Here is a 22,128-nt window from a genome sequence, read left to right as displayed (position 1 = left end):
GAACAGCAGCCCTTTCAGCGGCTGGCGTGTGCGCCTAGGGGTGTTGCGCCGCTAATCCGGTAAATGCCGATTTCACCTAATAGATTAGGCCAGATACGACTAGCCCAGCCATGCCGGTGGTCGCGATCCACGGCCAGGCGGTCTTTGATTTTGGCCCCCTGGTCGTGGCACAGGTTTTCGAAATCTTCAAAGGTGCAGAAGTGGATGTTCGGAGTGTTGAACCAGGTGTACGGCAAAAAGTCCGACACCGGCATGCGGCCCTTGCTGGTGAGGTACCAGCGGCAGCGCCAGTGGGCGAAGTTGGGGAAGGTAATGATGCAGGTCTTGCCGACCCGGAGCATTTCCGCCAACACCCTGTCGGGGTAATGCAGGGCCTGCAGCGACTGGGTCATCACGACCACGTCGAAACTGCCGCTGGCAAAGTTGTTCAGGCCTTTATCGAGGTTCTGCTCGATCACGTTAACGCTTTTGCTCACGCACTGGGCGATATTGTCCGCGTCGATTTCCAGGCCGTAGCCGCTGACCTGCTTGTGTTCCGTCAGCCAGGCGAGCAACTCGCCGTTGCCGCAACCGAGGTCAAGCACGCGACTGCCGGCGGGAATCCACTCTTGGATGATTTCTAGATCCGCGCGCATGACTACACCTTAATCCGTTTCATATAGCTGTCGAATGCCTGCAGGTAACGCGGGATGGGGATCAGGAAGGCGTCGTGGCCCTGGGGGGCATCGATTTCCAAGTAACAGACGTTTTTCCGTGCGGCAGTCAGGGCATCGACGATCTCGCGCGAACGCAGCGGGGAAAAGCGCCAGTCAGTGGTAAAGGACATCACACAGAAGTCGGCGCTGACGCCGGCCAGGGTCTTGGCCAGGTCGCCCTCGTGATTGGCCGCCGGGTCGAAGTAATCGAGCGCTTTGGTCATCAGCAGGTAGGTGTTGGCATCGAAGCGGGTAGAGAACTCTTCGCCTTGATAGCGCAGGTAGCTTTCCACCTGGAATTCGACGCTGTGGAAGTCGTAGTTGAGCTTCTCACTCTTCAGCCCGCGGCCGAATTTCTCACCCATGGCGTCATCCGACAGGTAGGTGATGTGACCCACCATGCGCGCCAGCATCAAGCCACGCTTGGGAATCACGCCCTGTTCCTGGAAGTGCCCGCCATGGAACTGCGGATCGGTGAGGATCGCCTGGCGCGCGACTTCGTTGAAGGCGATGTTCTGCGCCGACAACTTGGGCGCCGAGGCAATTGCCAGGCAGTGGCGCACGCGCTCGGGGTAGCTGATGGTCCACTGCATGGCTTGCATGCCGCCGAGGCTACCGCCGACGACAGCGGCCCACTGCCGGATGCCGAGGCTATCGGCCAGGCGCGCCTGGCTGTGCACCCAGTCTTCCACGGTCATCACCGGGAAGTCCGCGCCAAACGGCTTGCCGGTGGCCGGGTTGAGGCTGCTGGGGCCGGTGGAGCCGTTACAGCCGCCGAGGTTGTTTAGGCTGACAACGAAAAATTTGTGGGTGTCGATGGGTTTGCCGGGGCCGATGCAGCTGTCCCACCAACCAGGCTTGCGGTCATCCACGCTGTGGTAGCCGGCGGCGTGGTGGTGGCCGGACAAGGCATGGCAGATCAGTACGGCGTTGCTGGCCGTGGCGTTGAGCTCGCCATAGGTTTCGAAGATCAGCTGATAGTCGGCCAGGCTGCGCCCGCAGGCCAATGCCAGCGGTTCTGCAAAGTGCAGAACCTGTGGAGTGACCAGGCCAACAGAGTCTTGGGGGAAAGCAATCGACATCGACCCTGCTCGCAATAAAGGAAGAGCCGCAGTCTAAAGAGCGCCGCCCCAGGCAGCAAGCGTGTGGGGCGGTGGAGACTGGCGGGGGAGTGTGTGCAGCTATTCGCCCATGCTCTGCGGGCGGGCGATTCCTGGCAGGTTGACCACCTTGGCTTGGCGTTGCACCGGTGCCGGGCGGCGCAGGACGCGCAGCATCTCGCTAGCCTGCGCCAGTTGCTGCTCCAGTTCGGTGCTGTAATGCGCCAGTTGCTGACCGCGCTGGCGCGCTTGCTGGGTTTCCTGGGCCAGGGCCTTGAGCCGCAGCATGTGGGTTTCCAGCAGCTGTTTGTGCTCAAGGGTGTGTTGCATCAAGGGCGTCAGTGCATCGCTGGCCCACTGTTCGGCGTCTTGACGCATGCGCTGGTGCAGGCCGATCACTTCCTGCACCAGGGTGGCGAAGAAGCGTCGGGTCAGGCTGCGTTGTTCGGTCAGCAGGGTTTTCAGCTGCAGGCGGAACTGGTCAGCCTTGCTCTGTTGTTGTTTGAGTTCACGCAGGTAGCGGCTAACGTTGAACTGCGGAGCGTCGACGCCATGCAACGGGTTCTCTTCGTTATGCCGGCGGTAGACGGCGGCGACCATTTTGTTAGCCATCTCCGCTTCTTGTACCAGGTTGTGCAGATCCTGCTCCACGCTGCGGAAAAATTGCAGGATCGCCTGGTTGATACCCAGGGTGGTCCAGCTGCCGGTGAGGCCCGAGCGCACCGTGTTCAGGTGTTCGTCCAGGCGCTCGCTACGCGATGCCTGGCGCAGTAGGTCGCCTTGTCGCTTGAGCAGGCGCTGGTTGGTTTTTAGACCCAACAAGCGTTTGTGGTGCTGGCTGTGGTCTTCCTTGGTTTTGGCGGTTAGCTCAAACAGCATCTGGCCATTATCGTGCTGGTGATTACTCAGCAAGGCCTGCTGTTCGTTAACCTTTTCTAAGCGCAGGTTGAGCACATGCTGGCTGTTTTGCAGCAGGGCCATGACCTGGAAGACCACGCGGTCTTCGAGCAGGCGCTCCTTTTGCGCGATGATGCGCTCGCACAGCAGGTTTTCCAGATTACTTATCTGGCTGCGCGTCAGCAGGTCGGCGTCTTTACGCACCTTGGCCAGCATCGCCTGCTTGGCCGACAGTGGCAGCACGTCTTCAGGGCGGATGCCCAGCTGCTTGGCGGTGTTGTTCTGAATGATACGGATCGCGTTTTGGACAAAGGCCTCACCCGCCAGGTCATCCCAGAGCACGTCGATCTTATTGAGTACGGCAAATAGGCAGGTCTGGGTGTCTTCGTCGAGTTGGCGGATATGCTGCTGCCAGACGGCCATGTCGCTGGCGGTGACGCCGGTGTCAGCCGACAGCAGAAAGATGATCGCCTGGGCGTTAGGTAGCATCGACAGGGTCAGTTCCGGCTCACTGCCGAGGGCATTCAGGCCGGGAGTGTCGAGGATGCGCAAGCCCTGACGTAGAAGCGGATGGTCGAAGTTGACCATGGCATGGCGCCAGGCGGGCACCAGTACTTCGCCTGGTCGGTGGGTGCTCTCCAGCATATCCGGGTGGAAGCCGAGGGCTATGGCTTGTTCAACCGGCATGGGCTTGCTGCGCGCCACTTGGTTAAAGGCCTGGACCATGTTGTCCGGGTCGCTGAGGTCCAGGGTGATATTCACCCAGTGCCGAGGCACACGCTTGAATTGCGCGATGCTGGCATCGGACACGCGGGTCTCGATGGGCAACAAACGAATATAAGAGCGTTCCGAATGCGGGTCAAAGAACAGCTCGGTGGGGCACATGGTAGTGCGCCCAGCCTGGGATGGCAGGATGCGCTGGCCATAAGACGAGAAGAATAGGCTGTTGATTAGCTCGGTTTTGCCGCGCGAAAATTCGCCGACAAAGGCCAGAGTAATGTGGTCGGTGCGCAGCAGTTTGAGCGCGCGTTCAAGCTTGCCTTCTACGGCCTCGGAGTTCAGCCGATTGCTCACCAGCCAGCTGCGGTAGCGGGTGATTTCGCGCATCAGCTCGCGCTTCCAGGCGACGTAGGCATCGACCTGCTGACTGAGACGTTGCATGCTCATCCTTGGCTTTCCTCTAGTTGGCGCATCCATTGTGGGGCTGTTGTGTGCGCCCTGATGAAACTGTGCACCGATTCAACGATGCCGCGCCTCAGGCTGGCGTGGCAGGCAATGGTTTAACTCCTGTGGAGTGGCGTCAGGCTCACTCAGTCCATGAATAAGCCTGCGAGGCATTATGCGGGTCGCAGCTGTGGCGTCAATTGCAGGCAGTCGCACGCCCGCCTTATGGTCGCTCAGGACGGCTGAATGGTTAGTTCGAGTGCGTCGGGTAGTTGCTGCGGCTGTTTGATGCGTACGCGTTTTTGCCGACTCTGCTGACCGCTTTCTAGGCTGACCTGGCTTTTACTCACGGCCAAGGCGCTGGCCAGAAAAGCCAGCAGGTGGGCGTTGGCTTTGCCGTCTACGGGCGGTGCGGTGAGGCGAATCTTCAAACGATCACCATGCAACCCCGCGAACTCGTCGCGGCTCGCCTTGGGCTGCAGGTGGCACTCAAGGATCAGGTCGTTGCCGTCCCAGCGGAAATGACTCATCTGCCGGTTAGATCGCCAGGCTTAAGCCTTTGAGCATGCCGGTCATGACCGCCAGGTTGCGGATCACCATCATGTCGATCAGGTTGAGAATCAAGAAGGCTACGATCGGCGACAGATCCAGCCCGCCCATGCTTGGCAAGATGCGGCGAATCGGCGACAGCAGCGGTTCGCATATTTGGTTGACCAAGCCTACCGCCGGGTTTTGGCTGCCTTGCGCGACCCAGGAGAGAATGACGCTGATGATCAAGGCAAAGAAGAACACCTTGAGGAACAGCGCGGTGACGCCAATGATCGACCAGACCAGCAACTGCACTGGGTTATCCAGGCCATAGCCGAGCAGCATCAGGGTCAGTGCCATCAGCACCAGCTGCACCAGAATCGCTAACACCAGCGACGCCAGGTCCAGCCCGGCAAGGCTGGGGATGACCTTGCGCAAGGGTTTCAGCAGCGGGTGAGTGGCGCGCACGATGAATTGGCTGAGCGGATTGTAGAAGTCCGCACGAACCAATTGCAGGATAAAACGCAGCAATACGATCAGCAGGTAAAGGCTACCAATGGTTTGCAGGATATAAACAGCAGCGGTGGTGAATCCAGTCATCTTCGTTCCTTATTGACCCAGTTGCTCGGCCAGTTCGGCAGAACGGTGGGCGGCAGCGTTAAGTGCTTTTTCGACCAATGCTTCGAAACCACCAGCCTGGAAACTCTTGATGGCAGCCTCGGTGGTGCCGGCGGGCGAGGTGACGCGGCGGCGCAGTTCGCTGGCATCGACATCGCTGGCCACGGCCATGCGCGCAGCCCCAAGGGCGGTGTGCAGGGTCAGTTGGGCGGCGGTGTCACGCGGCAGGCCGAGCTTCTCGCCGGCAGCAGTCATGGCTTCAATCAGCAGGAAGAAGTAGGCCGGACCGCTGCCAGAAACGGCCGTTACGGCGTCGATTTGCTCTTCTTTGTCCAGCCACAGTGCCAGGCCTACGGCGCTGAGCAGCTGTTCGGCCTGCTGACGCTGGTTTGGTGAGACCTGGGCGTTGCCATACAGGCCACTGACGCCCTGGCGCAGCAAGGCCGGGGTGTTGGGCATGCAGCGCACAATGGCACGTGGACCGAGCCAGTTTTCCAGGCTGGCGCAGCTGATGCCGGCGGCAATGGAGACCACCAGTTGCTGCTCGCCGATATTTGCGGCGAGGTCCAGGCAGACGTCTTTCATAACTTGCGGTTTTACCGAGAGCACGATGATGTCGGCATCTTTGATGGCGTCAGCGTTGGCGGCGAAGGTGTCGATGCCATGCTCGGTGCTAATTTTGCTGCGCTGTTCGGCTCCACGGTCACTGGCGCGAATGGCGCTGGCGTCGATGCCTTGCGCGCGCAGACCGCCGATCAAGCTGGCGGCCATATTGCCAGCGCCGATAAAGGCAATGCGGGGAGAGGTCATAGTGGTTTCCTTGGTCAGGATGAAGGCAAACTTAATCAGGGTGTGCTGTAGTCACGCGCGCCAAATAATGCGGTGCCGACGCGCACCCAGGTCGCGCCTTCGCCGATGGCCGCCTCCAAGTCATGGCTCATGCCCATGGACAAAGTGTCGAGGCCCAGGTTCAGACCTTGCTGCAGTTCGCGCAAACGGGCGAAAGCGGCGCGTTGCTCGGCGGGGTCGTCGGTGGGCTCAGGAATTGTCATCAATCCGCGCAGGTGCAGGTGCGGCAGTTGTGTAACTGCGTGTGCCAGTGCGCTCAGCTCGTCAGGGCTGCAGCCGGATTTACTGGCTTCGCCACTGACATTGACCTGCAGGCAGATATTTAACGGTGGCAGGTGCGCCGGACGCTGTGCAGACAGGCGTTCGGCTATTTTTAGACGGTCCACCGAGTGCACCCAGCTGAAGTGCTCGGCGATAGGTTTGGTTTTGTTGGACTGGATTGGGCCAATAAAATGCCAGGTCAGTGGCAAGTCATGCAGTTCGACCTGTTTATCCAGTGCTTCTTGCAGGTAGTTCTCGCCGAAATTCGCGGTGCCAGCGTTAAACGCCTGACGAATCGCCGCTGCAGGTTTTGTTTTGCTCACCGCGAGCAGGCCAATAGACCCACAATCTCGCTGTGAGGCTTGCGCCGCCTCACGTATGCGCACTCCGACCTTTGCAATATTCTCTGCTATCGTGGACATTACTCGCGCCCGCCGCCTGGGTTTAGCGGCATTCTACCTGCTTGTTTGTCATTAGGGAGTCCCATGGATATCACTGAATTGCTGGCCTTCAGCGCCAAGCAAGGTGCATCGGACCTGCACCTCTCCGCTGGCCTGCCCCCGATGATTCGGGTCGACGGTGACGTTCGCCGGATCAATTTGCCTGCACTGGACCATAAACAAGTGCATGCGCTGATCTACGACATCATGAACGACAAGCAGCGTAAGGATTTCGAGGAGTTCCTCGAGACCGACTTTTCCTTCGAAGTGCCGGGTGTGGCGCGCTTCCGGGTTAACGCCTTCAACCAGAATCGCGGTTCTGGTGCGGTATTTCGGACCATTCCGTCGAAAGTGCTGAGCATGGAAGACCTCGGCATGGGGGAGATCTTCCGCAAGATTTCCGATGTGCCGCGAGGTCTGGTGCTGGTTACCGGGCCGACTGGCTCGGGTAAGTCGACCACCCTGGCGGCGATGCTCGACTATATAAACAGCAATAAATACCACCACATTCTTACGGTCGAAGACCCAATCGAATTCGTGCATGAATCGAAAAAATGCCTGATTAACCAACGTGAGGTGCACCGCGACACCCTCGGTTTCTCCGAGGCCCTGCGCTCGGCGCTGCGCGAAGACCCGGACATCATTCTGGTCGGTGAGATGCGTGACCTGGAAACCATCCGCCTGGCCCTGACGGCCGCGGAAACCGGTCACCTGGTCTTCGGTACCCTGCACACCACCTCGGCGGCCAAGACCATCGACCGCGTGGTCGATGTATTCCCGGCCGAAGAGAAATCCATGGTCCGCTCCATGCTCTCCGAGTCCCTGCAATCAGTGATCTCGCAAACCCTGCTGAAGAAAATCGGTGGCGGTCGGGTGGCGGCCCACGAAATTATGATTGGTACCCCTGCCATCCGTAACCTGATCCGTGAGGACAAGGTCGCGCAGATGTACTCGGCCATCCAGACCGGCGGCTCGCTGGGCATGCAGACCCTAGATTCCTGCTTGAAGACTCTGGTTTCCAAGGGCATCGTCAGCCGTGAAGCGGCGCGCGAGAAGGCCAAGACACCGGAAAACTTCTAAATCGACAGTGCCTGGCAGGCAGTCGCCTGTCGGGTTCAGCCCAGCGGCAACACACGCGCCTGCCGCTGGCTCTTGCATAACCGCGTGATGCACATGGGCGAACAACGATGGAATTCGAAAAACTGCTGCGCCTGATGGTCGAAAAGGGCGGCTCTGACCTGTTTATTACCGCTGGCGTGCCGCCTTCGATGAAGGTTAACGGCAAGATCATGCCGATCACCAAGACACCCATGTCGCCTGAGCAGACCCGTGAAACCGTGCATTCGGTGATGAACGAACAACAGCGCCGCGACTTTACCGAGAATCACGAATGTAACTTCGCCATCAGCGCTCGCGGTGTTGGCCGTTTCCGCGTCAGTGCCTTTTACCAGCGTAACTTGGCCGGCATGGTGTTGCGGCGTATCGAGACCAATATCCCGACACTCGATGAGCTGAAACTACCGGAAATCCTCAAGAAGCTGGCGCTGACCAAGCGCGGTCTGGTGTTGTTTGTCGGCGCCACCGGTACTGGTAAATCGACCTCGCTGGCAGCGATGATCGGCTACCGCAACAAGAACAGCAGTGGCCATATCATCTCCATCGAAGACCCGATCGAATACATCCACCAGCATCAGAGCTGCATCGTTACCCAGCGTGAAGTCGGCATTGACACCGAATCTTTCGAGGTGGCGCTGAAGAACACTCTGCGTCAGGCCCCGGACGTGATTCTGATCGGCGAGGTGCGCACCCGTGAAACCATGGACCATGCGGTAGCCTTCGCTGAAACGGGCCATCTGTGTCTGGCCACCTTGCACGCCAACAACGCCAACCAGGCGCTGGACCGCATCATCAACTTCTTCCCGGCGGACCGGCAGAATCAGGTGTGGATGGACTTGTCGCTGAACCTTAAGGCCATCGTTGCCCAGCAGTTGATTCCGACGCCAGATGGCAAGGGCCGTCGCGCGGTGATCGAGGTGCTGATCAACACTCCGCTGGCGGCTGACCTGATTCGCAAGGGCGATGTGCACGAGCTCAAAGCACTGATGAAGCGCTCCACCGAGCTGGGTATGCAAACCTTCGATCAGGCGCTTTATACCCTCTACAGTCAGGGTGAGATCACCTACGAAGATGCGCTGCTCTATGCGGACTCGGCCAACGATCTGCGTCTGATGATCAAGCTCGGCTCGGAAACCGATGGTGATCACTTAAGTACTATGACCCAGGGGCTGTCGCTGGAAGTTAGTGATGAGGAGCCGGGTCGGCGTTTCCGCTGATAGGCGGTTTCTTCGCGACGTTGTAGCGGATGCTTTTGCCGGCTTGCTGGGCGACGGCTGTAGCCTGACCGTCGCGCTGAGCGCCCGCGCGGGCCTGGCTCATTAGCTGGGGAATCAGCGGACCTTCCGGCAGATTTTTCCAGAAGCGCACCGGTAGGCTGTTCTCCAAGGCGCTGCGGTTCAACCGTGCGGGATTAAAGGTGCTGCCGTAATAGGCCAGCCACAAAGCTTGCCCATCATCTTCCGGCGTTTGCGCCAGGCGCTGCCACTCATCCGGGCAGGGGCGCTGATAGTGCAAATGCCGGCCATCCCAGTAGATGCCGTCATCTGGCGTAGCAATCAGCCAGGTGCTGCGGCCCAGGCGTTCAGCGAAGTGTTCGCTGGCGCTGTGCAGAATGTCATGGGCGGGTTCGTGCCACGCCACCAGTTGCGGGCCTTCGACAGTCTCAGGGCGAGGGTGAAAGCGCACAAATGCATGCAGGTGATGGGCTTCACGGCGCACCGCTTTGAGTCGCTTATGCAGCTGGCTGCCGTCGATATCTCCGGGCAGCATGGCGGCGCGATCACCCTGAGCGACGCGCCAGAGAACTCGGTACAGCAGGCTCCAGCGATCTTCGACACGAAAGCATGCTGCGCTTTGCAGCAGCTCTAGCAGTTGCCTGGGAATTCGCGGCGGCTCAGCTGCAGGCTGAGTATTTACAGGGCTGGGTGCTTGGTCAAACAGGCCGCCGCTGTCGCCGTCACCCCGCCAGTTGACTTGATGCGGTGCCAGACCGTGGCACAGTAGCGTGCGAGCAGCCTCACGCCAGCCCGCAAAGCTGCCATCGAAGTGTGCGCTGTGCATTACCACAGCGCCATCTGGGCCGGTGCTTCACTCAATTGCTGGCGCAAGAGGAGTGACTCGCGGCTGGCCTGCAGTGGCCGGTAGTCTTGGGTGACGATAAAAGGCTTGGCCTTTTCCAGGGCGCAGCGCAAGCGCGTCAGGTCCTCAAAGCGGATACGTCGCTGGCGGCGTAGCGCGACCAAGCGTTTAGCGCTGAGTACGCCGATGCCGGGTACGCGGGCAATCATGGCGGGTTCGGCGCGGTTGAGATCAACCGGGAAATGCTCGCGGTTGTTCAGTGCCCAGGCCAGTTTAGGGTCGATATCCAGCGCTAGATTGCCAGGGCCACTGAGGAGCTCGCTGGCCTCGAAGCCATAACCGCGCATCAGAAAATCCGCCTGATACAGGCGATGTTCGCGCAGCAGCGGCGGCGCCTCGAAGGGCACGGTATTCGGGCTTTGCGGGATTGGACTGAAGGCTGAGTAGTAAACGCGGCGCAACCGATAGTTGTCATAGAGCGAGGCGGCGGTGTGCAGGATGGTGCTGTCATCGGTGGCGTCTGCGCCAATAATCATCTGCGTGCTTTGCCCCGCGGGAGCGAAGCGTGGCGCACGTACTTCAACACGGGCTTCGCTTTCACCCAGATGAATCGAGTGCATGGCCTGCTTGATGGTGCGCAGCTGTTTCTCCGGTGCCAGGCGGATCAGGCTGGCCTCGGTGGGCAGTTCGATGTTGACGCTGAGCCGGTCGGCATAGCGCCCGGCTTCGGCAATCAACAGCGGATCGGCGTCCGGAATGGTCTTGAGGTGGATATAGCCGCGAAACTCATGCTCTTCGCGCAGCAGTTTAGCCACGCGGATGAGCTGCTCCATGGTGTAGTCGGCGGAGCGAATGATGCCCGAACTGAGAAACAGCCCGCTGATGCAGTTGCGCTTGTAGAAATCGATAGTCAGGGTCACCACTTCTTCCGGGGTAAAGCGCGCGCGGGGCACGTCGCTGGAGCGGCGGTTAACGCAGTACTGGCAGTCATACAGGCAGAAATTAGTCAGCAGGATTTTCAGCAGAGCCACGCAACGGCCGTCGGGGGTGAAGCTGTGGCAGATGCCCATGCCGCTGGTTGAGCCAATACCGCTCTTGCCCTTGGAGCTGCGTGTGGGGGCGCCGCTGCTGGCGCAGGAGGCGTCATATTTGGCGGCGTCGGCGAGCACGGTGAGTTTTTCGATGAGTTGCATAACGGCGCTCGCTTAACTGGTTATGCATACAGTATTTAGCAATGTTAGGCGAGTATCAAGCGCTGGTATTGCAACCTGTTCTGTGGATTTCCCCGCTTGGCGAACCTTGCGTAGAGTGTGACGTCAGATATAACTCACGCCATATTAGGAGGCACGCATATGCAGCGACAGGATACGCACAGCAAACTTATCGGCTATTTGCTATGGATTTTTGGCTTTCTCGGCGCCCACCGGTTTTATTACGGCAAGCCGGTGACCGGGACCATTTGGTTCTTCACCTTTGGCCTGCTGTTTGTTGGCTGGATTGTCGATCTATTCTTGATCCCCGCAATGGATCGCGAGGCTGATCTGCGCTTTACCGCGGGCGATACCGACTACAACGTGGCCTGGATTTTGCTGACCTTTCTCGGCATTTTCGGCGTGCACCGCATGTACCAGGGCAAGTGGATAACCGGGATTATCTACCTCTGTACTGGCGGTTTATTCTTGGTTGGCGTGTTGTACGATTTCTGGACGTTGAATACCCAAGTTTCGCTCAAGAACGCTCAGTGAGTGTGAATACGTTGGCAAAAATAAGCCCGCCAATTGGCGGGCTTATTGCGTTTGACGTTCGGGTTTACGCCTGGTAGCTGATATGCCCATCAATCAGGGTGTAGCGCACCGCGCCGGGCAGGCAATGACCAATAAAGGGGCAGTTGCTGCCTTTTGAAAACCAGCTTTCGCCCGCCAGCGTCGACGCCTGTGGATCGAACAATAGCAGGTCAGCCGCTGCGCCGACCTTGAGCCGGCCAAGCGGCAGGCTCAAGGCATCTGCTGGGCCGTTGCTCAAGCGTGCCAGCAGGGTAGGCAAGTCGAGTAGGCCATCTTGCACCAGGCTCATGGCCAGTGGCAGCAGCAGTTGTACGCTGCTGATGCCCGGCTCTGTAGCACCGAACGGTGCTAACTTGGCATCGCGCTCATGCGGCTGATGGTGGCTGGCAATGGCCGAAATAACACCGCTTTTCACGGCGGCGCGCAGGCCCTCACGGTCCGCCGCCGTGCGCAGAGGCGGCTGCACATGGTAAAGGCTGGAGAACCCTTCCAAGGCTTCGTCGGTGAGGATCAGCTGGTACATCGCCACGTCGGCCGTCACTGGTAAGCCGCGTGCTTGGGCGTCGGCGATCAGCTGGGCACCACGGGCGCTGGTCAGTTGGCTGAAATGCGCGCGCACACCCGTCTGTTCAACCAGCAGCAGGTCGCGGGCCAGGGCCACGGTCTCGGCGCTTTCCGGAATACCCGGTAGGCCGAGGAAGCTGGCCATTGCGCCTTCATGGGCCAGGCCGTCTTCGGCTAGATCGTGATCCTGAGAATTGAAGATTACCGTCAGATCGAAGGTGGCCGCGTATTCCAGCGCGCGGCGCAGGGTGCGGTTATTGCGAAAGCTATCGAGACCGTTGCCGAAGGCCACGCAGCCGGCGTCGCGCAGCGCCACCAGTTCTGCAAGCTGCTCGCCTTCCAGGCCTTTGCTGAGGGCGCCGATCGGAAAGACTTTGGTGTGTCCAGCCTCACGGGCGCGGTCGAGAATCAGCTCGGCTACGGCCGGGGTGTCGAGCACGGGCTTGGTAAAGGGTGGGCAACACAGGCTGGTGACGCCACCAGCGGCGGCGGCCAGGGTTTCCGTGGCAATACTGCCTTTACGGCTGTAGCCCGGTTCGCGCAGGGCGACATTGAGGTCGACTAGGCCCGGCGCAGCGACCAGGCCTTGAGCGTCGATGCTCTGCTGTGGCACGAAATCGGCTGGCGGTTGGCCAATGGCGACAATCTTGCCGCTTTCGATAAAGATGTCGGCGAGTTGATCGAAGCCGCTGCTGGGGTCGATCACTCGGGCGCCAAGGATACGGATGCGCATCAGTTCTGCTCCTCGGCATCTTGATTGAGTTGGCGTTGGGCGTTTTGCCCGCTCATGGTCATGGACAGCACGGCCATGCGAATAGCGATGCCGTAGGTGACCTGGTTAAGGATCACCGATTGCGGGCCGTCGGCGACCGCTGACTCGATCTCAACGCCGCGGTTGATCGGCCCTGGGTGCATCACCAGTGCATCGGGTTTAGCCAGCTTTAAGCGCTCTTCGGTCAGGCCGAACAGGCGGTAGAACTCACCTTCGCTGGGCAGCAGGCCACCGGTCATGCGCTCACGCTGCAAACGCAGCATGATCACCACATCGACGTCCTTGAGGCCTTCAGCCATGTCGCTGTAAACGCTGACGCCGTATTGTTCGATACCAACCGGCAGCAGGGTCTTTGGCGCGATCACGCGGATGTCCGGGCAACCTAGAGTCTTCAGCGCCAGCATGTTGGAGCGTGCGACCCGCGAGTGCAGGATGTCACCGACAATCGCCACCGAAAGGTTCTCGAAACTGCCCTTATGGCGGCGGATGGTCAGCATGTCGAGCATGCCCTGAGTTGGGTGCGCGTGGCGGCCGTCGCCGCCGTTGATGATTGCTAGGTTCGGGCAGACATGCTCGGCGATAAAGTGCGCGGCTCCGGAGTCACCGTGACGCACCACGAAAATATCGGCGGCCATGGCTTCGAGGTTGCGCAGGGTGTCGAACAGGGTTTCGCCCTTGCTGGTCGAACTGGTCGACACATTAAGGCTGATTACGTCGGCGGACAGGCGTTGGGCGGCCAGCTCGAAGGTGGTGCGGGTGCGTGTGGAGTTCTCGAAGAACACATTGCACACGGTCTTGCCGCGCAGCAGTGGGACTTTCTTTACGGCCCTTTCGCCGACTTCAAGGAAGGAGTCGGCGGTGTCGAGAATTTCTGTCAGCAGTTCGCGCGGCAGGCCGTCGATGGACAGAAAGTGGCGCAGCTGGCCTTGGTCGTTAAGCTGCAGCGGGCGCTTGGTTGCTAGGGTCGTCATCGGGCGAGTCTCAGTTGGCAAGCGTCTGGAGTTCGAGGGTCAGCGGCGTCGGGCCGGACAGTTTTACCCGTTGATCCGCGGTCAGCGACAGGGTCGCGCCGACCACGTCGGGGCGTATCGGCAGTTCGCGGGCATCCAGATCGAGCAGGCTGACCAGGGTTACGCTGGCAGGGCGGCCATAGTCAAACAGCTCGTTGAGCGCGGCGCGGATAGTGCGGCCGCTCATCAGCACGTCGTCTATCAGCACCAGGTGCTGGCCTTCGATTTCGAACGGCAGTTCGGACGGCTGCACCTGTGGGTGCAGCCCGTTCTGGGTGAAGTCGTCACGGTAGAAGGACACATCGAGGATACCCAGCGCGTCGTCACGGTTCAGCGTCGCAAGCAGTGCTTGGGCCACCCAGACGCCGCCGGTGCGGATGCCAATAAAACGCGGCTCGCTGATCCGCCGCTTATTCAGGTGGCTGGTCAGCGCGGCGGCCATTTGCGGTAGCAGTTCGGCCGGGTTGGGTAAGCTCATGGCAACACTCCAGGTACAGATTCGGCGGGCAGTTAGCCCGAGCAATTTTCTTCTAGCCAGCCTTGCAATAACAACGCAGCGGCAAGGGCGTCGACCGGGCGTTCGCGGTAGCCGCTGGTTTGCCCCTGCTGCAGTCGTTGGCCCTTGGCCTCGTAAGTGGTCAGGCGTTCGTCATGGGTGTGTACGGGCAGGTTGAAGCGGCCGTTGAGGCGGCGGGCGAATTTTTCCGCGCGCTCGCTCATCTCGCTTTTCGTGCCGTCCATGTTCAGTGGCAGGCCGACGACAATGGCGTCCGGCTGCCATTCCTTGATCAGGGCCTCGACTTGCTGCCAGTCCGGTACGCCGTTCTGGGCCTTGAGGATGCACAGTTCACGGGCTTGGCCGGTGATGATCTGGCCGACAGCCACGCCGATCTGTTTGCTGCCGTAATCGAAGCCCAGCAGCAGTCGCAGTGGCTTTGCCTTGATTTCAGTCATCAGGCGTGTCCCGTTTGTGAGGTGAGCAGGCTGAGGTTGACGCCCAGGCGTGAGGCGGCGGCGTTGAGGCGCTGATCGAAGGGCAGGTCGAAGAGGATGCTCGCGTCCGCCGGGCACGTTAGCCAGGCGTTATCGACCAGCTCGGTCTCCAGTTGCCCAGCCTCCCAGCCGGCATAGCCGAGGGTAATCAGGTATTTCTCGGGGCCGCTGCCATCTGCAATCGCGAACAGCACGTCCTGAGACGTCGACAGACCCAGCTCGCCCAGTTCCAACGTCGCTTGGTACTGTGGACCACTGGGGTGTAAGACAAAGCCGCGATCAGTCTGCACCGGGCCGCCCGTAAAGATCGGCAGGCTCTGACACAACACCGGTGGCTCGTCATCCGGGCGCAGCTGTTCGAGAACGTCGGCCAAACTGAGGCCGTTGGGCTTGTTGATGATCAAGCCCATGGCGCCATGTTCGTTGTGGTCGATCAGGTAAGTGACCGACTGCGCAAAGCGCGGATCAGCCATGTGCGGCATGGCAATCAGGAAGTGGTGCTTGAGGTAGCTGGGGTTGGCATCTTTCATGAGGGTAGTTTGGAGCTTTGCGCGGCAAGCCTCAAGCTTCAAACTTTTAGCCTGGATTACAGCGAGCTGCTTTTGTGCGGTGGCTTAGTTGCTCGACAGCCGGTCACCGCGGGCGAAGCGCCAAGTGCGGATGATTTCCAGGCGGTCGACATCGGCCAGGTCCCCGGTGAAAGGGGCAAACGGCGCGGCCAGGCGCACGATGCGCAGGGCAGCCTGGTCTAGCAGGCGCTGCCCGGAGGATTCCAGTACCTGCACCTCGAATAGCGTGCCATCGCGATTGATGGATACCAGCAATCGCAGGTTGCCGTAGATGCCCTGGCGGCGAGCATCATCGGGATAGTTGAGGTTGCCAACGCGCTCGACCTTTTTGCGCCACTCATCTTTGTACCACGCGCCTTTGTCGCGCATGGTCGAGGCCGCGCTAATGCGATGGACTTTCGGTCGTTTGGCGTATTGCTGCACTTCTAGGGCGAGTTCGGCTTCCAGGCTGGCGATTTCCGAGGACAGTTGCGCGCTGTCGAATACGGGTACCGGTCGTGCTTGCGGTGTGGGTTTGGCTTCTTCGCGTTTGACCGGAGTTTTTTGCTGTTGCGGCGCGCGGGTGGCAACCGCTGCTTTGGGCGCTTGTTGGCGCACGGCGGGTTGTTGCGGGGCGGCGGGCGGCGTTATTCGTTTGACTTCGCTATCCTGAAACAGCGCCTGCTCAGTGGTTTTCGGTGCGGCTTTGTGTTCCAGGGTGCCGCTGCCTTGTTGATTGTCTTGGGCGAGGAAGTCGGCCTCTTTAGGCTTTTCCTCGCTTTTGAAGGTGGAGAGGGTGATCTCCAGGGTTTTACTGATCTGACTGGGCTCGGCCAGGGTAAACCCCAGGCCGAGGATCAATGCGGCATGCAGCACGGCGGCGAGGAACAGGGTAAAGCCCAAGCGGTCCGCCGGCTTGACGCCGGCGCTGGAAAGTTCAGGGAGTTGGGCTGCTGCGTTCATCGCACTTTAGGTCTGCTCAGGTTGCTGCGCAGTCTGCCGAGGGTGCATGGAAAAGTCTATGAAGCACTGCGCGCATTGAGCTTCTCGGCAATCTTGTCCATCAGGCGTTCGCCGATTCGCGTATCAAAGGCCTCGTCGATCTCGCGGATGCAGGTCGGGCTGGTAACGTTGATCTCAGTCAGGTGCTCACCGATCACGTCCAAACCGACAAATAGCAGGCCTTTCTCACGCAGTGTTGGGCCGACGGCCGCGGCAATTTCACGGTCGCGATCGCTCAGTGGCCTGGCTTCACCACGGCCCCCAGCGGCGAGGTTGCCACGGGTTTCGCCGGCCGCCGGAATGCGTGCCAGGCAATAAGGCACGGGTTCGCCGTCGATCATCAGGATGCGCTTGTCGCCATCTTTGATCGCGGGCAGATAACCTTGAACCATGATCTGTTGCTGACCGTGGTTGGTCAGGGCCTCGAGAATCACCGAAAGGTTAGGATCGCCCTCGCGATGACGAAATATCATCGATCCGCCCATACCATCGAGTGGTTTGAGAATGATGTCACGCTGCTCTTTGGCAAACTCGCGCAGAATGTCGCCTCTACGGCTCACCACGGTCGGCGGGGTGTATTCGCTGAACTGGGTGGCAAAGTACTTTTCATTGCAGTCGCGCAGACTTTGCGGACGGTTGACCACCAGCGTACCGGCTTGCTCGGCTTGTTCCAGCAGGTAAGTGGAGTAGACGAACTCGTTATCGAAGGGCGGATCCTTGCGCATCAGGATCACATCCAGCTCGCTTAGCGCGACATCCTGCTCAATGCCCAGCTCGAACCAGTGTTGCGGGTCGTTGAAAACATTAAGCTCTGAAAGCCGAGCGCGAGCTTCACCCTTGGCTTGGTAAAGGTCTTTCTGTTCCATATAAAAGAGGGTCCAGCCGCGCGCTTTGGCAGCTAGTAACATGGCCAGCGAACTGTCCTTCTTGAAGGCGATCTGGGCGATAGGATCCATGACAATGCCGAGGCGGACGCTCATGGCGGTGTTCTCCGTAAAATGGCAGCGATTAAAGTGTGTTATGACGCGATATGGCGTCAGGGTGGCGCTGACAAGTCAGGGGGTCAAGGAAAAACCTTGGCCCAGTCCGGCTTATAGATTGCATCTGGAGAGTGTGCTAAAAAGGCCCGACGATTGGGGGTTAGCCCGTCGGTGACAGGGCCTCAAGCGCACTGCTATAACGCAAAAATAACGATTCACCGAGGCGATGGTAGGGCAGACATGGAACAGCATTCCGAGGGTTTGAGGGTGATGGTGATCGACGATTCAAAAACGATTCGTCGTACCGCGGAAACCCTGCTGAAAAAGGTGGGCTGCGAGGTAATTACCGCAGTTGACGGTTTCGATGCTTTGGCAAAGATCGCTGATACCCATCCAAATATCATTTTTGTCGACATTATGATGCCGCGGCTCGATGGCTATCAGACCTGCGCCTTGATCAAGAACAACAGCGCTTTCAAATCCACTCCGGTGATCATGCTGTCTTCTAAAGATGGTTTGTTCGATAAGGCCAAGGGTCGCATCGTAGGCTCCGATCAATACCTGACCAAGCCCTTCAGTAAAGAAGAGCTGCTCGGTGCGATTAAGGCCCATGTGCCCGGCTTTGTACCGGTGGAACAAGCGTCCTGACGCCTAGCTGATCAGCTGGACGTCTTTTTAAAGTATTGGGAAGCACCATGGCTCGAATTCTGATTGTTGATGACTCGCCGACTGAAATGTACAAACTGACTGCCATGCTGGAAAAGCACGGCCATCAGGTACTGAAAGCGGAAAATGGTGCCGACGGCGTCGCCCTGGCACGCCAGGAAAAGCCGGACGCCGTCCTGATGGATATCGTCATGCCTGGCCTCAATGGTTTTCAGGCAACCCGTCAGTTGACCAAGGATGCTGACACCAGCCACATCCCGGTGATCATCGTCACCACCAAAGATCAAGAAACCGACAAGGTCTGGGGCAAGCGCCAGGGCGCGAAGGATTACCTGACCAAACCGGTGGATGAAGCCACTCTGGTTAAAACCTTGAATGCGGTATTGGCCGGTTAAACCGAGTCAGTCGGCAATTAAAAAAGAATAAGGCCGCAGCTGGCATGTCCGACGCGCAAACACCTTTTCAAACACTTCTGGATATCGATAGGCTCTGTCGTTCACTGGCTGCTGGGTTGCCTTCGCAGCAAGCGGTCGTGCAAACCTGGAGCGGTATCGGTTTTCGTATGGGTGAGCGGTTTTTCGTCGCGCCCATGGGCGAGGTTGGCGAGGTTCTGCATGAGCCGCGTTTCACCTTGCTGCCTGGCGTGAAAAGTTGGGTTAAGGGCGTAGCCAACGTGCGCGGCCGCTTGTTACCGGTCATGGATCTGTGCGGCTTCTTTGGCAACGAGTTGTCGCCGCTGCGCAAAAAACGCCGTGTGCTGGTGGTCGATCACCAGGACGTCTTTGCCGGCCTCACGGTCGACGAAGTCTTCGGTATGCAGCATTTTCCGGTGGACACTTTCTCCGAGCAGCTGCCGCCGCTCGAGGCATCCATCACACCTTTTATTCACGGAGTATTCCAACGTGAACAGCCCTGGCTGGTGTTCAGCCCACACGCGCTGGCCCAAAACTCGGGTTTTCTCGATGTGGCGTATTAACAGTTTATCGGTGGGGTCGGCATTGCCGGCCTTTTGGCGTTACATGGGAACCGTAGTGCGGTCGGTCCAGGCGGGGGCCAGTAAATGAAAAAACTAAATGCAGGTAATTTGTTAGCAGGTACGCGCAGTAGCACGTTGATTGCGGGGCTGTTTATTGTCCTGATTGTTTCGATTGTGTTGTTGTTCGCCAACTTCGCCTACATCAACACCCAATCCAACTACGACACAGAATACATCGGCCACGCCGGTGAGCTGCGCGTTTTGTCCCAGCGTATCGCTAAGAACTCTACTGAAGCCGCCGCTGGTACGCCAGAAGCGTTCGGCTTGCTGCGTGACGCGCGCAACGACTTCCAAGCGCGTTGGGGCTATCTGACTGATGGTAACGAAGAAACTGGGCTGCCTGCAGCGCCTGAGGCTCTGCAGCCACAGATCGCTGTGGTGCAACAGGATTGGGATACGCTGCGGCAGAACACCGACGCCATTCTGGCCAACGAACAGACCGTTCTGTCGCTGCACCAGGTAGCCGCCACTCTGGCGGAAACCATCCCGCAGCTGCAGGTCGAGTACGAGGAAGTCGTCGACATTCTGCTGGAAAGCGGTGCGCCGGCGGCTCAGGTATCCGTCGCTCAGCGTCAATCCTTGCTGGCAGAACGTATTCTCGGTTCGGTTAACAAGGTACTGGCCGGTGACCAAGATTCGGTGCAGGCTGCCGATATGTTTGGTCGTGATGCTAGCCTTTTCGGTCGCGTATTGAGCGCGATGCTGGAAGGCAACGCTGCCATGGAGATCTCCCAGGTAGCCGACACAGAAGCGCTCGAGCGTCTCGCTGAAATCTCCGAGCTGTTTGAGTTCGTTTCCGGTTCGGTGGACGAGATTCTGGAAACCTCACCTGAACTGTTTCAAGTGCGCGAGTCGGCGAACGTGATCTTTACCGTTTCGCAGACGCTGCTGGATAAGGCTTCCAGCCTAGCAGTCGGCTTCGACGATCAAGCCACTGGGCGTGCGATCAACACCTTGGTCGGCTATGTGCTCGCGGCGCTGGCGCTGGGCTCGATCATTCTGATCGGTCTGGTGATGGTGCGTGAAACTAACAGTCGCCTGGCCTCCACTGCCGAGAAGAACGAACGTAACCAAACTGCGATTTTGCGACTGCTCGACGAAATCGCTGACCTCGCCGATGGCGACTTGACTGTAGCGGCGACGGTAACCGAAGACTTCACCGGTGCCATTGCCGACTCCATCAACTACTCCATCGACCAGCTGCGTGATCTGGTAGCCACGATTAACCTGACCGCCGTTCAGGTAGCCGGTGCCGCCCAGGAAACCCAGGCCACAGCGATGCATCTGGCCGAGGCTTCCGAGCATCAGGCTCAGGAAATTGCCGGTGCCTCAGCGGCGATTAACGAGATGGCCGTGTCGATTGATCAGGTGTCTGCGAACGCCTCGGAGTCCTCCGCGGTAGCGGAACGCTCGGTAGCGATCGCCAACAAAGGCAACGAAGTGGTGCACAACACCATCACCGGCATGGATAACATCCGTGAGCAGATCCAGGACACCTCGAAACGTATTAAGCGTCTCGGTGAATCGTCCCAGGAGATTGGCGATATCGTTAGCCTGATTAACGACATTGCTGACCAAACTAATATCCTCGCACTGAACGCCGCGATCCAGGCCTCCATGGCCGGTGACGCAGGTCGAGGCTTCGCCGTAGTAGCGGACGAAGTACAACGCCTCGCAGAACGCTCTTCTGCCGCAACCAAGCAAATCGAGGCGCTGGTTAAGACGATTCAGACCGACACCAACGAAGCCGTTATCTCGATGGAACAAACGACTTCCGAAGTGGTGCGCGGTGCGCGTCTGGCGCAGGACGCCGGGGTCGCGCTGGAGGAGATCGAGAAAGTATCCAAGACCCTTGCGGCCTTGATTCAGAACATCTCCAACGCCGCACGCCAGCAGGCCTCTTCGGCAGGCCACATTTCCAACACGATGAACGTCATTCAGGAAATTACCTCGCAAACCTCGTCCGGTACCACTGCAACCGCCAAGAGCATTGGTAACCTGGCCAAGATGGCCAGTGAGATGCGTAAGTCGGTATCCGGCTTTACCTTGCCGGGCGGAGAGCAGGCCTAAGGTTGCCGTTGCAGTTGGCCGAAAGGCTGGCTGCAAAGGGCTATGGTCTTAAGCGAGGGGCACGACATGCAGTCAGGCGTTTGGGCCTTGCAGCCTCTGGCAGACATGACAGTCACGGAGTTTCGTGACTGGCAGGTGCTGCTAGAGGAGCGTACTGGGGTCGTTCTCAATGAGCGGCGACAGGCGTTTTTGCAAACCAATCTGAGTGCGCGCATGCGTGAACTGGGTGTGGCGGATTACGCCACGTACTACCAGCAGGTAACCGATGGCCCCCGCGGTGCAGTGGAGTGGTCGACCCTGCTGGATCGGCTGACTGTGCAGGAAACTCGTTTTTTTCGTCATCGCCCATCCTTTGACGTGCTCGAAGGTTATTTACGCGAGCGTTTGCAGCAAGGCATGACGCAACCATGGGAACTCTGGAGCGTGGGCTGTGCCAGTGGCGAAGAACCTTATTCGCTGGCTATCAGTGCTGCAGAAGTATTGCGTAACAGTGAGTATCCGGAGCATTTCGGCGTAACAGGCACCGATATCAGCCTGAATGCGCTGAGTAAGGCGCGTGATGGTCAATATGGCGCACGCCGTCTGGAGCAATTGGATGCTGACCTCTGCCAGCGCTACTTCCTGGCTCAGGATGATGGACGTTTCAAAGTGTTGCCGAGCCTGGCGGCGCGCGTGTGTTGCGCGCGGCTCAATGTACTCGAGCTGGCCAAGGCACCCATGTCCGGTATGGACGTTATTTTTTGTCAGAACTTGTTGATCTATTTTCGTCGCTGGCGTCGCCGCGAGATTCTCAACCGCCTGGCCGAGCGCCTGGCGCCCGGAGGACTGCTGGTGGTGGGGGTGGGCGAAGTAGCAGGTTGGCAGCATCCGGAGTTGATCCCGGTGGCCGACGAGCGAGTGCTGGCGTTTACCCGCAAGGGATAAGGCAGAAGAGCCAAGTTTATGAGTGGAGTGGC

General features: G+C 59.1%; 24 protein-coding genes. 8 read left to right on the top strand and 16 right to left on the bottom strand.

Annotated features, from left to right (window positions below; translation table 11 throughout):
• Window positions 1–14 precede the first annotated feature (14 nt).
• The 7 genes from metW to BMZ32_RS05720 form a co-directional block, all read right to left on the bottom strand.
• The gene (gene metW / locus BMZ32_RS05750) at window positions 15–635 is read right to left on the bottom strand and encodes a methionine biosynthesis protein MetW (protein ID WP_090240449.1); all 621 of its coding nucleotides are present in this window, start codon (window positions 633–635) and stop codon (window positions 15–17) included.
• A gap of 2 nt (window positions 636–637) precedes the next feature.
• A complete protein-coding gene (gene metX / locus BMZ32_RS05745; protein ID WP_090240447.1) occupies window positions 638–1,777 on the bottom strand; it encodes a homoserine O-succinyltransferase MetX in 1,140 nt (379 codons plus the stop codon).
• Window positions 1,778–1,876: 99 nt separating this feature from the next.
• Window positions 1,877–3,859 (bottom strand): dynamin-like GTPase family protein, encoded by a 1,983-nt coding sequence (locus BMZ32_RS05740; RefSeq protein ID WP_090240446.1) that lies wholly within the window; start codon window positions 3,857–3,859, stop codon window positions 1,877–1,879.
• A gap of 230 nt (window positions 3,860–4,089) precedes the next feature.
• Window positions 4,090–4,386, bottom strand: coding sequence for a DUF167 family protein (locus tag BMZ32_RS05735; RefSeq protein ID WP_090240445.1), 297 nt, complete (start codon window positions 4,384–4,386; stop codon window positions 4,090–4,092).
• A gap of 7 nt (window positions 4,387–4,393) precedes the next feature.
• Complete coding sequence (locus BMZ32_RS05730; RefSeq protein WP_090240443.1) at window positions 4,394–4,984, bottom strand: YggT family protein; 591 nt, start codon at window positions 4,982–4,984, stop codon at window positions 4,394–4,396.
• A gap of 9 nt (window positions 4,985–4,993) precedes the next feature.
• Window positions 4,994–5,812, bottom strand: coding sequence for a pyrroline-5-carboxylate reductase (proC, locus tag BMZ32_RS05725; protein WP_090240442.1), 819 nt, complete (start codon window positions 5,810–5,812; stop codon window positions 4,994–4,996).
• A 35-nt stretch (window positions 5,813–5,847) separates the two neighbouring features.
• Window positions 5,848–6,534 carry a YggS family pyridoxal phosphate-dependent enzyme gene (locus BMZ32_RS05720; protein WP_090240441.1) on the bottom strand — a complete coding sequence of 229 codons (687 nt, stop codon included), beginning with the start codon at window positions 6,532–6,534 and terminating at the stop codon, window positions 5,848–5,850.
• Window positions 6,535–6,597: 63 nt separating this feature from the next.
• Between BMZ32_RS05720 and BMZ32_RS05715 the strand changes: the two genes are divergently transcribed.
• Window positions 6,598–7,632, top strand: a complete 1,035-nt coding sequence (locus tag BMZ32_RS05715) for a type IV pilus twitching motility protein PilT (RefSeq protein ID WP_090240439.1) — start codon at window positions 6,598–6,600, stop codon at window positions 7,630–7,632.
• A gap of 107 nt (window positions 7,633–7,739) precedes the next feature.
• The gene (locus BMZ32_RS05710) at window positions 7,740–8,885 is read left to right on the top strand and encodes a PilT/PilU family type 4a pilus ATPase (RefSeq protein ID WP_090240438.1); all 1,146 of its coding nucleotides are present in this window, start codon (window positions 7,740–7,742) and stop codon (window positions 8,883–8,885) included.
• Here the strand turns inward: BMZ32_RS05710 and BMZ32_RS05705 are convergent.
• Together BMZ32_RS05705 and BMZ32_RS05700 are read right to left on the bottom strand one after the other, a co-directional pair.
• Window positions 8,851–9,729, bottom strand: a complete 879-nt coding sequence (locus tag BMZ32_RS05705; RefSeq protein WP_090240436.1) for a TIGR03915 family putative DNA repair protein — start codon at window positions 9,727–9,729, stop codon at window positions 8,851–8,853. The two genes, BMZ32_RS05710 and BMZ32_RS05705, sit on opposite strands and share 35 nt — an antisense overlap.
• Window positions 9,729–10,940, bottom strand: coding sequence for a putative DNA modification/repair radical SAM protein (locus BMZ32_RS05700; RefSeq protein ID WP_090240434.1), 1,212 nt, complete (start codon window positions 10,938–10,940; stop codon window positions 9,729–9,731). Before BMZ32_RS05700 ends, BMZ32_RS05705 begins: the two co-directional genes overlap by 1 nt.
• 159 nt (window positions 10,941–11,099) lie before the next feature.
• Here BMZ32_RS05700 and BMZ32_RS05695 point away from each other — a divergent pair, with 159 nt between their 5' ends.
• The gene (locus BMZ32_RS05695; protein ID WP_090240432.1) at window positions 11,100–11,492 is read left to right on the top strand and encodes an NINE protein; all 393 of its coding nucleotides are present in this window, start codon (window positions 11,100–11,102) and stop codon (window positions 11,490–11,492) included.
• A 64-nt stretch (window positions 11,493–11,556) separates the two neighbouring features.
• On the opposite strand, the gene BMZ32_RS05690 is transcribed toward BMZ32_RS05695, so the two are convergent.
• The 7 genes from BMZ32_RS05690 to gshB all read right to left on the bottom strand — a co-directional run bounded on the left by BMZ32_RS05690 (window position 11,557) and on the right by gshB (window position 17,400).
• Complete coding sequence (locus BMZ32_RS05690; protein WP_090240431.1) at window positions 11,557–12,828, bottom strand: dihydroorotase; 1,272 nt, start codon at window positions 12,826–12,828, stop codon at window positions 11,557–11,559.
• On the bottom strand, window positions 12,828–13,838 hold the full coding sequence (locus BMZ32_RS05685; protein WP_090240429.1) for an aspartate carbamoyltransferase catalytic subunit: 1,011 nt from the start codon (window positions 13,836–13,838) through the stop codon (window positions 12,828–12,830). Before BMZ32_RS05685 ends, BMZ32_RS05690 begins: the two co-directional genes overlap by 1 nt.
• A gap of 10 nt (window positions 13,839–13,848) precedes the next feature.
• A complete protein-coding gene (gene pyrR, locus BMZ32_RS05680) occupies window positions 13,849–14,355 on the bottom strand; it encodes a bifunctional pyr operon transcriptional regulator/uracil phosphoribosyltransferase PyrR (protein ID WP_090240427.1) in 507 nt (168 codons plus the stop codon).
• A 32-nt stretch (window positions 14,356–14,387) separates the two neighbouring features.
• The gene (gene ruvX, locus BMZ32_RS05675) at window positions 14,388–14,831 is read right to left on the bottom strand and encodes a Holliday junction resolvase RuvX (protein ID WP_167376717.1); all 444 of its coding nucleotides are present in this window, start codon (window positions 14,829–14,831) and stop codon (window positions 14,388–14,390) included.
• Window positions 14,831–15,400, bottom strand: coding sequence for a YqgE/AlgH family protein (locus BMZ32_RS05670; protein WP_090240426.1), 570 nt, complete (start codon window positions 15,398–15,400; stop codon window positions 14,831–14,833). The genes ruvX and BMZ32_RS05670 overlap by 1 nt, the downstream gene beginning before the upstream one ends.
• 84 nt (window positions 15,401–15,484) lie before the next feature.
• The gene (locus tag BMZ32_RS05665) at window positions 15,485–16,381 is read right to left on the bottom strand and encodes an energy transducer TonB (RefSeq protein WP_090240424.1); all 897 of its coding nucleotides are present in this window, start codon (window positions 16,379–16,381) and stop codon (window positions 15,485–15,487) included.
• 56 nt (window positions 16,382–16,437) lie between these two features.
• The gene (gene gshB / locus BMZ32_RS05660; RefSeq protein WP_090240423.1) at window positions 16,438–17,400 is read right to left on the bottom strand and encodes a glutathione synthase; all 963 of its coding nucleotides are present in this window, start codon (window positions 17,398–17,400) and stop codon (window positions 16,438–16,440) included.
• Between the two features lie 240 nt (window positions 17,401–17,640).
• Between gshB and pilG the strand changes: the two genes are divergently transcribed.
• The 5 genes from pilG to BMZ32_RS05635 all read left to right on the top strand — a co-directional run bounded on the left by pilG (window position 17,641) and on the right by BMZ32_RS05635 (window position 22,096).
• Window positions 17,641–18,048, top strand: a complete 408-nt coding sequence (gene pilG / locus BMZ32_RS05655) for a twitching motility response regulator PilG (protein ID WP_090240421.1) — start codon at window positions 17,641–17,643, stop codon at window positions 18,046–18,048.
• A gap of 47 nt (window positions 18,049–18,095) precedes the next feature.
• Window positions 18,096–18,461, top strand: a complete 366-nt coding sequence (pilH, locus tag BMZ32_RS05650; RefSeq protein ID WP_090240420.1) for a twitching motility response regulator PilH — start codon at window positions 18,096–18,098, stop codon at window positions 18,459–18,461.
• A gap of 44 nt (window positions 18,462–18,505) precedes the next feature.
• Window positions 18,506–19,042, top strand: a complete 537-nt coding sequence (locus BMZ32_RS05645; RefSeq protein WP_090240418.1) for a chemotaxis protein CheW — start codon at window positions 18,506–18,508, stop codon at window positions 19,040–19,042.
• Between the two features lie 84 nt (window positions 19,043–19,126).
• Window positions 19,127–21,172: a methyl-accepting chemotaxis protein gene (locus tag BMZ32_RS05640; RefSeq protein ID WP_090240416.1), complete on the top strand. Its 2,046-nt coding sequence runs from the start codon at window positions 19,127–19,129 to the stop codon at window positions 21,170–21,172.
• Between the two features lie 66 nt (window positions 21,173–21,238).
• The gene (locus BMZ32_RS05635; RefSeq protein WP_090241566.1) at window positions 21,239–22,096 is read left to right on the top strand and encodes a CheR family methyltransferase; all 858 of its coding nucleotides are present in this window, start codon (window positions 21,239–21,241) and stop codon (window positions 22,094–22,096) included.
• Window positions 22,097–22,128 lie beyond the last annotated feature (32 nt).

The organism is Pseudomonas guineae (assembly GCF_900113745.1).
GTDB lineage: Bacteria > Pseudomonadota > Gammaproteobacteria > Pseudomonadales > Pseudomonadaceae > Aquipseudomonas > Aquipseudomonas guineae.
The sequence above is the reverse complement of the archived record's forward strand: the minus strand, read 5'-3'. Positions and strand labels throughout refer to the sequence as shown.

Bases quoted from the DNA above. Each gene is read 5' to 3' on its own strand.
- metX (WP_090240447.1), bottom strand. From the start codon at position 1,777: ATGTCGATTGCTTTCCCCCAAGACTCTGTTGGCCTGGTCACTCCACAG.
- BMZ32_RS05710 (WP_090240438.1), top strand. From the start codon at position 7,740: ATGGAATTCGAAAAACTGCTGCGCCTGATGGTCGAAAAGGGCGGCTCT.
- pyrR (WP_090240427.1), bottom strand. From the start codon at position 14,355: ATGAGCTTACCCAACCCGGCCGAACTGCTACCGCAAATGGCCGCCGCG.
- BMZ32_RS05665 (WP_090240424.1), bottom strand. From the start codon at position 16,381: ATGAACGCAGCAGCCCAACTCCCTGAACTTTCCAGCGCCGGCGTCAAG.
- pilG (WP_090240421.1), top strand. From the start codon at position 17,641: ATGGAACAGCATTCCGAGGGTTTGAGGGTGATGGTGATCGACGATTCA.
- gshB (WP_090240423.1), bottom strand. From the start codon at position 17,400: ATGAGCGTCCGCCTCGGCATTGTCATGGATCCTATCGCCCAGATCGCC.
- BMZ32_RS05705 (WP_090240436.1), bottom strand. From the start codon at position 9,729: ATGCACAGCGCACACTTCGATGGCAGCTTTGCGGGCTGGCGTGAGGCT.
- BMZ32_RS05635 (WP_090241566.1), top strand. From the start codon at position 21,239: ATGCAGTCAGGCGTTTGGGCCTTGCAGCCTCTGGCAGACATGACAGTC.
- BMZ32_RS05645 (WP_090240418.1), top strand. From the start codon at position 18,506: ATGTCCGACGCGCAAACACCTTTTCAAACACTTCTGGATATCGATAGG.
- BMZ32_RS05640 (WP_090240416.1), top strand. From the start codon at position 19,127: ATGAAAAAACTAAATGCAGGTAATTTGTTAGCAGGTACGCGCAGTAGC.
- ruvX (WP_167376717.1), bottom strand. From the start codon at position 14,831: ATGACTGAAATCAAGGCAAAGCCACTGCGACTGCTGCTGGGCTTCGAT.
- BMZ32_RS05670 (WP_090240426.1), bottom strand. From the start codon at position 15,400: ATGAAAGATGCCAACCCCAGCTACCTCAAGCACCACTTCCTGATTGCC.
- BMZ32_RS05700 (WP_090240434.1), bottom strand. From the start codon at position 10,940: ATGCAACTCATCGAAAAACTCACCGTGCTCGCCGACGCCGCCAAATAT.
- BMZ32_RS05690 (WP_090240431.1), bottom strand. From the start codon at position 12,828: ATGCGCATCCGTATCCTTGGCGCCCGAGTGATCGACCCCAGCAGCGGC.
- BMZ32_RS05715 (WP_090240439.1), top strand. From the start codon at position 6,598: ATGGATATCACTGAATTGCTGGCCTTCAGCGCCAAGCAAGGTGCATCG.
- BMZ32_RS05730 (WP_090240443.1), bottom strand. From the start codon at position 4,984: ATGACTGGATTCACCACCGCTGCTGTTTATATCCTGCAAACCATTGGT.
- metW (WP_090240449.1), bottom strand. From the start codon at position 635: ATGCGCGCGGATCTAGAAATCATCCAAGAGTGGATTCCCGCCGGCAGT.
- BMZ32_RS05740 (WP_090240446.1), bottom strand. From the start codon at position 3,859: ATGAGCATGCAACGTCTCAGTCAGCAGGTCGATGCCTACGTCGCCTGG.
- proC (WP_090240442.1), bottom strand. From the start codon at position 5,812: ATGACCTCTCCCCGCATTGCCTTTATCGGCGCTGGCAATATGGCCGCC.
- pilH (WP_090240420.1), top strand. From the start codon at position 18,096: ATGGCTCGAATTCTGATTGTTGATGACTCGCCGACTGAAATGTACAAA.
- BMZ32_RS05685 (WP_090240429.1), bottom strand. From the start codon at position 13,838: ATGACGACCCTAGCAACCAAGCGCCCGCTGCAGCTTAACGACCAAGGC.
- BMZ32_RS05720 (WP_090240441.1), bottom strand. From the start codon at position 6,534: ATGTCCACGATAGCAGAGAATATTGCAAAGGTCGGAGTGCGCATACGT.
- BMZ32_RS05695 (WP_090240432.1), top strand. From the start codon at position 11,100: ATGCAGCGACAGGATACGCACAGCAAACTTATCGGCTATTTGCTATGG.
- BMZ32_RS05735 (WP_090240445.1), bottom strand. From the start codon at position 4,386: ATGAGTCATTTCCGCTGGGACGGCAACGACCTGATCCTTGAGTGCCAC.